At 68.5% G+C, this 10,679-nt stretch carries 10 protein-coding genes and 2 tRNA genes; 2 read left to right on the top strand and 10 right to left on the bottom strand.

Annotated features, from left to right (window positions below; all coding sequences use genetic code 11):
• Window positions 1–368: 368 nt before the first annotated feature.
• The 6 genes from G6027_RS10125 to G6027_RS10100 all read right to left on the bottom strand — a co-directional run bounded on the left by G6027_RS10125 (window position 369) and on the right by G6027_RS10100 (window position 5,777).
• Window positions 369–1,052 (bottom strand): PE-PGRS family protein, encoded by a 684-nt coding sequence (locus tag G6027_RS10125; RefSeq protein WP_182637064.1) that lies wholly within the window; start codon window positions 1,050–1,052, stop codon window positions 369–371.
• A 187-nt stretch (window positions 1,053–1,239) separates the two neighbouring features.
• Complete coding sequence (gene clpX / locus G6027_RS10120; protein ID WP_182637063.1) at window positions 1,240–2,508, bottom strand: ATP-dependent Clp protease ATP-binding subunit ClpX; 1,269 nt, start codon at window positions 2,506–2,508, stop codon at window positions 1,240–1,242.
• A 146-nt stretch (window positions 2,509–2,654) separates the two neighbouring features.
• On the bottom strand, window positions 2,655–3,278 hold the full coding sequence (locus G6027_RS10115; RefSeq protein WP_179526200.1) for an ATP-dependent Clp protease proteolytic subunit: 624 nt from the start codon (window positions 3,276–3,278) through the stop codon (window positions 2,655–2,657).
• Between the two features lie 71 nt (window positions 3,279–3,349).
• Window positions 3,350–3,991, bottom strand: coding sequence for an ATP-dependent Clp protease proteolytic subunit (locus G6027_RS10110; RefSeq protein WP_346995685.1), 642 nt, complete (start codon window positions 3,989–3,991; stop codon window positions 3,350–3,352).
• Window positions 3,992–4,231: 240 nt separating this feature from the next.
• Window positions 4,232–5,650 (bottom strand): trigger factor, encoded by a 1,419-nt coding sequence (tig, locus tag G6027_RS10105; RefSeq protein WP_182637062.1) that lies wholly within the window; start codon window positions 5,648–5,650, stop codon window positions 4,232–4,234.
• Window positions 5,651–5,700: 50 nt separating this feature from the next.
• Window positions 5,701–5,777 (bottom strand) — tRNA-Pro (locus G6027_RS10100).
• A gap of 198 nt (window positions 5,778–5,975) precedes the next feature.
• Between G6027_RS10100 and G6027_RS10095 the strand changes: the two genes are divergently transcribed.
• Window positions 5,976–6,049 (top strand) — tRNA-Gly (locus G6027_RS10095).
• Window positions 6,050–6,098: 49 nt separating this feature from the next.
• Here G6027_RS10095 and G6027_RS10090 read toward each other — a convergent pair.
• From G6027_RS10090 to G6027_RS10075, 4 genes are read right to left on the bottom strand one after another with little or no spacing between them, the layout of a single operon-like run.
• Entirely contained in the window at window positions 6,099–6,938 is an 840-nt protein-coding gene (locus G6027_RS10090) for an Fpg/Nei family DNA glycosylase (RefSeq protein ID WP_182637061.1), read from the bottom strand.
• Between the two features lie 40 nt (window positions 6,939–6,978).
• A complete protein-coding gene (locus G6027_RS10085) occupies window positions 6,979–7,452 on the bottom strand; it encodes a ribose-5-phosphate isomerase (RefSeq protein WP_182637060.1) in 474 nt (157 codons plus the stop codon).
• Window positions 7,453–7,499: 47 nt separating this feature from the next.
• Entirely contained in the window at window positions 7,500–8,024 is a 525-nt protein-coding gene (locus G6027_RS10080) for a GNAT family N-acetyltransferase (protein ID WP_182637059.1), read from the bottom strand.
• 10 nt (window positions 8,025–8,034) lie between these two features.
• Window positions 8,035–8,661, bottom strand: coding sequence for a DsbA family protein (locus G6027_RS10075; RefSeq protein ID WP_182637058.1), 627 nt, complete (start codon window positions 8,659–8,661; stop codon window positions 8,035–8,037).
• Between the two features lie 96 nt (window positions 8,662–8,757).
• Between G6027_RS10075 and pepN the strand changes: the two genes are divergently transcribed.
• Window positions 8,758–10,679, top strand: a 1,922-nt coding sequence (gene pepN, locus G6027_RS10070) for an aminopeptidase N (RefSeq protein WP_182637057.1), incomplete at its 3' end; no start/stop codon positions are given.

The following is a 10,679-nucleotide window of genomic DNA, read 5'->3' as shown; positions in this document are numbered from 1 at the left end:
TCCCACCACCCCACGGGGCACTATCGCCAAGTGTGACACCTCCATGATGAAGGCTTCCCCCGCCAGGGCGGTCTCGGGTAATCCCGCCAGTATTGGGTCGGTCTACACGTAGCCCCCTTGTCCTTCATTATGACCGGGACGTCGGAGTCGACCTTCTTCCAATCAAGACCAGTCGTGAATCGCACTGCTGAAAGGGTGATCACCCGGTTCGCCACAGGAGTACTGAACTCGGCGAGCATTCCGCCTCCGCTCTGCCTTCGCGACCGGTTGGCCCGGGACTGTCCCGAGACGTGTCGCGCCAAAGGCGGGGCGACCGTAGCAGGCAACAACGACTCAGGTCGCGACACCGGCTGACGAGCCGCTCGCCGTCACGCGAGAGCCGGCACCAGTGCGCGGAGGTCAATCACTTCGATATGCGCGGCGGGGCCGGCGGTGAACTCCGCGACCGTCATCGTGGAGTGCGGGTCGAACCTCTCAGTAAACCGCGCTCGAATGTGCGGGGACGAGCGTCCGAGCGCCCATAGACCCTTTGCCGCCGACGTGGTCAGGAAGCGGCCCGGTAGTTCCCCGACGACGTACAGCTGTGCCCGTCGGCCGGAGTCGTCCAGGGCAAGGTACACCAAGTCCTTGAAGACGCCACGCTTGCGCATGGTGTCGGCGCCTTTCCATTGGGCGATCTTGAACTCGGCGATCCTGCGATCGGTCTCCAGGTCGAACGGCCTGGTCTCGTCGTTACCGGCGCCCAGGGACGGCCGGTTTGTCACCTGTTCGCCAGGCTCGAGGATGTGGGGCAGGGTGACCGCGATAGCAGAGGCGTGGATAACGTCGTTGAGCCGTCCGACCTTGGCGCGCACCGACAGGGCTGCGACCAGCAGCTCGTCGGTGAGGCCGGACTGCGAAGCGACCGCGCCGGCTTCTGTGGCGGTAGCCTCCACGAGCTTGGATTCCACCTGCGCCAGATGGGCGGTAAGGCCTGTCGTTCCGAGAAAGTCGGACAGCACAGCGAACGCTGACGCTAGGTCCGTGGAGTCGTTCGTGCCCGCGTCTGACATGGGCAGATCATGGCACGGCAAGTGCGACTGGCCGACTACCAGGCCCCGTTGTCGAACTGTAGGTTGTCCTCGCGGTTCTGCTGGGTCTGGTCGCGCAGCGCCGCCGGAGTGCCTGACCACGGCCTGACACGACTCAGGCCGCCCCCGGATCGGGGACGGCCTGGCAGCCGGCATGACCTGGAGCGGATCAGGCCGACTTCTCCCGGGGCTCGGAATCGGAGAAGGGGACGATCGTCGGGAGGACGTTGTGGCGCACCGTCTCGCCGGTGACCACCACGCGCGCGACGTCGTCGCGTCCGGGGATGTCGTACATGACCGGGAGGAGGACCTCCTCCATGATGGCGCGCAGGCCACGCGCACCGGTACCCCTCAGGATCGCCTGATCGGCCACGGCCTCGAGGGCGTCGGTGGTGAACTCCAGCTCGACGCCGTCCATCTCGAACAGCCGGGCGTACTGTTTGACGAGCGCGTTCTTGGGCTCGCTGAGGATGTTGACCAACGCCTCGCGGTCCAGACTCGTCACCGTCGCCACGACCGGCAGGCGCCCGATGAACTCGGGGATCAACCCGTACTTCACCAGATCCTCGGGCATGACCTCGGCGAAGTTCTCTGTGGTGTCGAGGGAGCTCTTGCTGGCCACCTCGGCCCCGAAGCCCATCCCCTTGCGACCCACGCGGTCACCGACGATCTTCTCCAGGCCCTGGAAGGCCCCGGCGACGATGAACAACACGTTGGACGTGTCGATCTGGATGAACTCCTGGTGCGGGTGCTTGCGTCCACCCTGCGGGGGCACCGACGCCTGCGTGCCCTCGAGGATCTTCAGCAGCGCCTGCTGGACGCCCTCGCCGGACACGTCGCGGGTGATCGACGGGTTCTCGGCCTTGCGGGCGATCTTGTCGACCTCGTCGATGTAGATGATGCCCATCTCGGCACGCTTGGTGTCGTAGTCCGCGGCCTGGATGAGTTTGAGGAGGATGTTCTCCACGTCCTCACCGACGTAACCGGCCTCGGTGAGCGCGGTGGCGTCGGCGATGGCGAACGGGACGTTGAGCATCTTGGCCAGAGTCTGGGCGAGATAGGTCTTGCCACACCCGGTCGGACCCAGCATGAGGATGTTGGACTTGGCCAGCTCGACGGCGTCACCGCGACCGAGGGAGGCCCCCACACGGATGCGCTTGTAGTGGTTGTAGACGGCCACCGCGAGGTTCCGCTTGGCGGCGTCCTGTCCCACCACGTACTCGTCGAGGAACGCGTGGATCTCCGACGGCTTGGGCAGCTCGTCGAGAGCCGAGTCCTGCGAGTCCTCGACCTCCGACTCGATGATCTCGTTGCACAGCTCGATGCACTCGTCACAGATGTAGACCCCGGGACCGGCGATCAGCTTCTTGACCTGCTTCTGGCTTTTCCCACAGAAGGAACACTTCAACAGGTCGCCGCTCTCACCCACACGTGCCATGAGTTCTACGTCCTCGCATTCCAGGGGCCCGGATTCACACCCCGTAGTCGACGGTACGCGGGAGGGCCGGCAAATCCGACCCCCGCGCGATCAGTTCATTGGACCTGACGGCGCACCGCTACCTACTACGGCGCGCCGCCCGGACGTCAGTTGGTCGACGACAGCTTGCGGTAGTCGAACACGGTGTCGATGATCCCGTAGTCCTTGGCCTCCGCGGCCGTCAGGATCTTGTCGCGATCGGTGTCCTTGCGGATCTTGTCCGCCTCGTGGCCGGTGTGGAGCGCCAGGGTCGTCTCCATGAGGCGACGCATGCGCTCGATCTCCGCGGCCTGGATCTCCAGATCCGAGACCTGCCCCTGGATCCCGCCGGTGGCGGGCTGGTGGATGAGGATGCGGGCGTTGGGCAACGCGGCCCGCTTGCCCTTGGTGCCCGCCGCGAGCAGGACCGCGGCGGCCGAGGCCGCCTGCCCCAGGCACACCGTGACGATGTCGGGACGCACGTACTGCATCGTGTCGTAGATCGCCATGAGCGAGGTGAACGACCCACCGGGCGAGTTGATGTACATGGTGATGTCGCGGTCCGGATCCTGGCCCTCGAGCACGAGGAGCTGGGCCATGATGTCGTTCGCCGAGGCGTCGTCGACCTGGGTGCCCAGGAAGATGATCCGCTCCTCGAAGAGCTTGTTGTACGGGTTGGACTCCTTGACGCCGTAGCTCGAGTGCTCGACGAAGGAGGGCAGGATGTAGCGCGAGGTCGGCAGTGAGGTCATCGGTGACTCCGTGGTGGTGTGCGGGGCGGGCTGGGCTGCGGGAGCGCTCCCGTGGGCGACGGGCTCGATGGTCACGACGGCGAGGTTCCGCCGGTCTGGGAGGCGCGCGCGATCACGTGGTCGACGAAGCCGTACTCCTTGGCCGCCTCGGCGGTGAACCACCGGTCACGGTCCGAGTCCTCGGTGACCTGCTCGAACGACTGGCCCGTGTGCTGGGCGATGAGCTCGGCCATCTCGCGCTTGGTGGCGGCGTACTGCTCGGCCTGGATCGCGATGTCGGCGGCCGAGCCACCGACGCCGGCCGAGGGCTGGTGCATCATGATCCTGGCGTGCGGCAGCGCGTAACGCTTGCCCTTGGTCCCGGCGGTGAGCAGGAACTGGCCCATCGAGGCCGCCAGGCCCATGCCGTACGTCGCCACGTCGCACTCGACGAACTGCATCGTGTCGTAGATCGCCATCCCGGCCGTCACGGAGCCACCGGGCGAATTGATGTACATGGCGATGTCGCGGGTGGGGTCCTCCGCCGCGAGCAGCAGGATCTGCGCGCAGAGGCGGTTGGAGATGTCGTCATCCACCTGGGAGCCCAGGAAGATGATGCGTTCCTGCAGGAGACGCTCGTACACCGAGTCGCCGAGCGTCAGCCCGTGGGATCCGGGCGAGCTGAGGGCGGGCTGCGTCGAACCGGGCTGTGCCGCTGAACCGTTCTGGGCCACGGGGTACCTACCTTCGCTGATCGTCTCACCGCTCCCGCGGTGCCCGGCCGTCCGGCGGCCGGGTATCCGTTACGTCAAACAGTAACCAACGCCCACGACGGAACCGTCCCGACGGGGCGGGTGTTCGCTCTCAGCGTCGCCGTCCGCTGCCGCCGCCGCGGGCACCGTCGGCGCGAACGACGGAGCCGGGGACCACCGTGGGGCGGTCCCCGGCTCCGGGGGTTGATCAGGCCGTGACGGTCAGGCGTCGTCGCCCTTGCCGTCGGCGGTCTCGGTCTCGGAGGACTCGGCGGAGTCGGCGGAGTCGGCGCCCTCGGCGGAGTCGGTGGACTCCTCCTCACGCGAGCCGAAGAACTCGGTGGTGTCGACCGTGTTGCCCTCGGTGTCCGTGACGTTCGCCTGCACGATGACGTCGGCCAGGGCCTTGGAGCGCCGCACATCGGAGAACAGCGACCCGAGCTGGCCGGCCTGCTGGATCTGCTGCACGAACTGGTTCGGGTCCATGCCGTAGCGCTGGGCCTGGAACATGATGTGCTGCGTGAGCTCCTCCTGCGAGACCTCGGTCGAGGCGTCCTCGGCCACGGCGTCCAGCAGGAGCTGGCTGCGGATGGCGCGCGCGGCGCCCTCGCGGGTCTCGGCCTCGAAGGTCTCGCGGTCGGTGCCCTCGGCGGCCAGCGCCTGGTCGAGGATCGCCGGGTCCCCACCGAACTGGTCGATGAGCTGGTGCATCTGCGCGTGCGCCTCGGACTCGACGAGGGACTCGGGGGTCGGGATGTCGGTGGCCTCGATCAGCGCGTCCAGGACCTTGTCGCGGATCTCGCCCGCGAGGCCGGCCTTGGCCTGCTGCGCCACCTTCTCCGTGAGGTCGGCCTTGAGCTCGTCGAGGGTGTCGAACTCGCTGGCCATCTGCGCGAACTCGTCGTCGGCGTCGGGGAGCTCGCGCTCCTTGACGGACTGGACGGTCACGGTGATGACCGCCTCCTTGCCCGCGTGGTCGCCCGCGACGAGGGAGGAGGCGAACTCCTTGGACTCGCCGGCCTTGAGGCCCTCGGCGGCGTCATCGAGTCCCTCGACGAGCGTGCCGGAACCGAGCTCGTAGGACAGCCCCTCGGTCGAGGCCTCGTCGACGGGCTCGCCGTCGACGGTGGCGGCCAGGTCCACCGAGAGGAAGTCGCCCTTCTCGGCACCGCGCTCGACGCCCTTGAGGGTGCCGAAGCGGGCGCGGAGGTTGTCGAGCTCGGTCTCCACCGCGGCGTCGTCGGTGGCGGGAGCCTCGACGGTGACCGACAGGTCCGAGTAGGTCGGGAGGGTGATCTCCGGGCGCACGTCCACCTCGGCGGTGAACTCCACGACGTCGCCGTCCTCGAGCTTGGTGACCTCGATCTCCGGCTGCGCGAGGACCTTGAGGTCGTGCTCTTCGACGGCCTGGCCGTAGCGGGTCGGGATCATGTCGTTGATGACCTGCTCCAGGACCGCCGGGCGACCGATCCGCGCCTCGAGGAGCTTGGCCGGGGCCTTGCCCGGGCGGAAGCCGGCGATGTTGACCTGGCCGGCGAGCGACTTGTACGCCTTGGTGAAGTCCGGCTCGAGCTCAGCGAACGGCACCTCCACCGTGACCTTGACCCGGGTCGGGTTCAGCTGCTCGACAGTGCTCTTCACGGTGATGATCTCCTAGGAAAGTCGTGTGGGGTTCGTGTTTCGGGCTCCGCTGGTCGGGATGACAGGATTCGAACCTGCGACCCTCCGCTCCCAAAGCGGATGCGCTACCAAGCTGCGCCACATCCCGGTGAGTCGCGCGACCGACCACCCCGCGCCGTACGCGGGAAACCTGCCGGGCCGCCAAACCAACTCGCCCAGTGTACGACAGTGCCGCATCACGACAGATTCCGAGTTGGCGGGCCGGGAGTTGGGAGCGCCGCACCGGTCCGGTAGTGTGATCACAGCGCGAGCGAGACGACGGGGAAACCCCAGGTCAGCCGCCGACGCGGGCGTAGCTTAATGGTAAAGCCCCTGCCTTCCAAGCAGGCTACGCGGGTTCGATTCCCGTCGCCCGCTCCACAGATGCCGCGGGACTCGTCGGCCGGTGCCGCGGGACAGGTTGTCGTCGTCATCCCACCTGACAGGTCGGGCACCAGAACAACGTCCTGGCCTCCATCACCGCGTGGCGGATCCCGTCCCCACACACCCGGCAGGCCCACCCGTCGCGTTGGTAGACGTAGTTTCGCGGCCGGTCGGCGCCGCGCCTGGGCACGTCACCGTGGTCGTGCTCCGGTCGGATCGTCACGATCCCCCCGGTCTCCACCCCGACCGCCATGAGCTGGACGAGGTCGTCCCAGACGTCGCGGAACTGCTCGGCCGAGAGGCCGGAGCCCGGCCGGAACGGGTCGAGCCCGGCCCGGAACAGCACCTCGGCCCGGTAGACGTTGCCCACACCTGCCAGCACCTTCTGATCCATCAACAGCGCGCCGATCGATCGCGAGCTGCGGGAGATTCGTGCCCATGCCCGGTCCGCGCCGGCGTCGGGGTCCAACGGGTCGGGCCCCAGACGGCCACGGACCTCCGCAACACCCGCCTCGTCGATGACGTCGCACCTGGTGGGTCCGCGCAGGTCGACGTAGTGGGCGGGCCGGTCCTCCGACCCCCCACCGAGACGCATCGCCCCGACTCGCATCCGCACCTGCCCCACCGGCGCGGGCGGCTCCTCCCCCTGCGGCACGAGGTACGTGTCGAAGAAGCCGTACAGCCCCAGGTGGACGTGGACCGCGAGGCCGCCCTCGTAGTGGTGGAAGAGGTGCTTGCCGACGGCCGTGGCGTGGTCGAAGTGCCTACCGTCGACGACGACGTGGTCCACGAACCGCCCCTGTGGGCTGGAGACGCGGACGGGCCCGCCTGCGAAGTACTCGGTGTGCAGGCGGGCCAGTCGGTGGAGGGTGTGCCCCTCAGGCACGGTGTCGCTCAGGCACGGTGTCGCTCGGGCACTCGTCTGATCAGGCCCCGGGGACCGGCGGCGCCTCGTGGGTGCGCTCATACTCCGCGAGGATGTCGATGCGTCGCTGGTGGCGCTCGGCCTCCGACCAGCTCTGGTCGAGGAACGCGTCGACGATCGCCAGCGCCTCCTCCTGCGAGTGCATGCGCCCACCGATACCGATCAACTGGGCGTTGTTGTGCTCGCGGGCGAGGCGGGCGGTCTCGACGCTCCACGCCAGGCCGCAGCGGGCGCCGGGGACCTTGTTGGCCGCGATCTGCTCGCCGTTGCCCGAGCCGCCCAGCACGATCCCGAGGCTGCCCGGGTCCGCGACGACCTTGCGAGCCGCGTCGATGCAGAAGGCCGGGTAGTCGTCCTCCGCGTCGTAGGTGTGGGCGCCGCAGTCGACCACCTCGTGGCCTGAGGCCTTCAGGTGCTCGGCGATGACGTTCTTGGTCTCGAAGCCGGCGTGGTCCGCTCCCAGGTAGATGCGCATGGCGGCGATTCTGCCACGTCGGACCCGGGCCGCTGAAGGCGGTGGAGTCACTTCAGTAGCCGAATCACCATCGTCTCCGATGTCGCGCCCTCCGCGTCGACGAAGCCCATGTCGGCGTACAGCCTCCGGGCCGGATTACCGGCCTCGACGCTGAGACTGACCCGTTCCAGACCCCGGTCCCGCGCGGCCGCGAGCGCCGCCTCGACCAACCGCGTCCCGAGACCTCTCCCGCGGTACCCGGGCCACACGCACACGCTGAGCTCGGGGACTCCGTCGGCCACGTACCCGTAGCCGGGATCCGCGGCGTCGAGGAAAAGCAGCCACACCACGCCGACGGGGCATCCGCCGAGTTCGGCTACCACGCCGAAGTCCCCGCGGTCGGGTCGGAGTGCGGTGTAGTGCGCCAGCGCCGGATCGGAGGCGATGTCGGCGGGCGTCACCCGCTCCTCCCCTGTCCAGTTGACGTTGAACTGGGTCGCCTCGGCGACGAGCGCGGCGTCGTCGACCCGCAGTGGACGGAGGTCCGCCACACTTTCCGGGCCGCCGGCGCCGGGCGCCGTTCCACGGGTCATCGCGATCGACTCAGTCGAACTGCGGGGCCTCGGTGCGGCTGCGCTTGAGCTCGAAGAAGTAGGGATACTCGGCGAGCAGGGCGGCGCCGTCGAAGACCTTGCCCGCGTCCTCGCCGCGCGGGATGCGGGTGAGGACGGGTCCGAAGAAGGCCACGCCGTCCACGTGCACGACCGGGGTGCCGACCTCGTCTCCCACCGGGTCCATGCCGCGATGGTGCGAGGCGCGCAGCTCGTCGTCGTACTCATCCGAGGCGGACGCGGCGGCGAGACCCGCGTCCAGTCCGGCGGCCTCGAGCGACTCGGTGATCACGGTGGGGTCCTCGATCCCCCGTCCCTGGTCGTGGATGCGGGTGCCGAGCTCGGTGTAAAACCGGCCCAGGACCTCCTGGCCGTGACGCTGCGCGGCGGCGATCGCGACTCGGACCGGGCCCCAGCCGCGCGTCATCAGCTCGAGGTAGTCCTCGGGCAGGTCACGGCCGTCGTTGAGGACGGACAGGCTCATGACGTTCCAGGTCAGCTCGATGTCGCGGACCTTTTCCACCTCGAGGATCCAGCGGCTGGTGACCCACGCGAAGGGGCACAGGGGGTCAAACCAGAAGTCGACGGAACGGGTGGTGGTGGAACCAGAAGTTGTCATGACCCCATCGTCCCTGCCCGGACCCCACGCCGCCACCCCGTCCGGGGTGGTAGGACTGGGGCCACCACCCCCGCCCAGGAACCGAGGACCTCCCCGATGCGCTCGCTCAATCTCACCCGTTCCGACGCCGCCGCCAGGGCGGAGCTGCTCGACGTGGACACCTACGAGGTGGACCTGGACCTCACTGACGGCTCCGGCGGGCCGGGATCCGGGACGTTCCGGTCCCGCACGGTCGTCCGGTTCGCCTGCTCCCGACCCGGGGCGGACACGTTCATCGACCTGAGGTCGGCGCGGATCCGGTCGGTGACGTTGAACGGACAGGATCTGGAGACCGGGGAGTATGACGACGAGGTGGGGCTGACGCTGCCCGACCTGCAGGAGACCAACGAGCTCGTCGTGGACGCCGATCTGGCGTACACCTCCACCGGCGAGGGCCTGCACCGAATGGTCGACCCCGTGGACGGGGAAGTCTACCTCTACTCGCAGTTCCAGACCGCCGATGCCAAGCGGGTCTTCGCGTGCTTCGACCAGCCCGACCTCAAAGCCCGCTACACGCTGACCGTCACCGCCCCCACCTCCTGGGTCGTGGTGGCCAACACCCTGGCCAGCGAGTCCCCGGGCGACGACGGTTCGGTTGTACACCGGTTCGAGCCGACGGAGATCCTGTCGACGTACCTCGTGGCCCTGATCGCCGGCCCCTACCACGTGGCCGAGGACACCTACACCGACGAGCACGGGACCATTCCACTACGGCTGTTGTGCCGCAGGTCGCTCGCCGAGCACCTCGACGCCGATCGCCTGTTCGCCGAGACCAAGGAGGGCTTCGGCTTCTACCACCGCGAGTTCGGGATGCCCTACGCGTTCGGCAAGTACGACCAGATCTTCGTACCCGAGTTCAACGCGGGTGCCATGGAGAACGCGGGTGCCGTGACGTTCCTCGAGGACTACGTCTTCCGGTCCCGTGTCACCGGCTACCGCTACGAGCGGCGCAACGAGACGGTGCTGCACGAGATGGCCCACATGTGGTTCGGCGACCTGGTGACCATGCGCTGGTGGGATGACCTATGGCTCAACGAGTCGTTCGCGACCTTCGCCTCCGTCCTGGCTCAGGTGGACGCCACGCAGTACACCGACGCGTGGACCACGTTCGCCAACGTGGAGAAGGCGTGGGCGTACCGGCAGGACCAGTTGCCCTCCACCCATCCGGTCGCGGCCGACATGGCGGACCTGGAGACGGTCGAGGCCAACTTCGACGGGATCACCTACGCCAAGGGCGCGTCCGTGCTCAAGCAACTGGTGGCGTACGTGGGACGCGAGCCGTTCCTGGAGGGTCTGCGCGCCTACTTCGCCGAGCACGCCTTCGGCAACGCCGAATTTGACGACCTCCTGCGCGCTCTCGAGGCGTCCTCCGGTCGTGATCTGTCCGACTGGGCCGACCAGTGGCTGCGGACGACCGGCATCAACCCGATCTCTGTGGAGGTGGGCACCGCCGCCGACTCCCCGGGGACCATCTCCGAAATGACCGTCGTGCAGGGACCCGCCGCCCCGGGTGCCGGGGAGCTGCGCACCCACCGTCTGGGGGTCGGCCTCTACAGCCGTGACGACTCAGGCGCGCTGGTCCGCACCGCGTTCGCGGAGCTGGACGTGGACGCCGAGCGCACGACCGTACCGGACATGGCCGGCCTTCCCGTTCCCGACCTGGTCCTGCCCAACGACGCCGATCTGACGTACTGCTCGGTGCGCCTGGGCGAGCGCTCGCTGGCCACTGTCCTGAGCTCCATCGAGGACGTGACCGACTCGCTCGCCCGGACACTGTGCTGGTCCGCGCTGTGGGAGATGACCCGGGAGGCCCGGCTCCCGGCTCGCCGGTTCGTCGAGGTGGTCACCCGCGCGGCCCCGCGCGAGACCCACATCGGGGTGGTCCAGCGCGTGCTCGCCCAGGCGCAGTCCGCGCTGTCGAGGTACGCCGACCCGGACTGGGCGGCCGCCACCGGTTGGCCGGAGTTCTCCGACGCGAT

The sequence above is a fragment of the Dietzia sp. SLG310A2-38A2 genome, assembly GCF_014145095.1.
GTDB lineage: Bacteria > Actinomycetota > Actinomycetes > Mycobacteriales > Mycobacteriaceae > Dietzia.
The sequence above is the reverse complement of the archived record's forward strand: the minus strand, read 5'-3'. Positions and strand labels throughout refer to the sequence as shown.

Coding starts and splice junctions, on each gene's coding strand:
- G6027_RS10115 (WP_179526200.1), bottom strand. CDS start 3,278: ATGACCTCACTGCCGACCTCGCGCTACATCCTGCCCTCCTTCGTCGAG.
- G6027_RS10125 (WP_182637064.1), bottom strand. CDS start 1,052: ATGTCAGACGCGGGCACGAACGACTCCACGGACCTAGCGTCAGCGTTC.
- G6027_RS10085 (WP_182637060.1), bottom strand. CDS start 7,452: ATGCGCATCTACCTGGGAGCGGACCACGCCGGCTTCGAGACCAAGAAC.
- clpX (WP_182637063.1), bottom strand. CDS start 2,508: ATGGCACGTGTGGGTGAGAGCGGCGACCTGTTGAAGTGTTCCTTCTGT.
- G6027_RS10080 (WP_182637059.1), bottom strand. CDS start 8,024: ATGACCCGTGGAACGGCGCCCGGCGCCGGCGGCCCGGAAAGTGTGGCG.
- G6027_RS10075 (WP_182637058.1), bottom strand. CDS start 8,661: ATGACAACTTCTGGTTCCACCACCACCCGTTCCGTCGACTTCTGGTTT.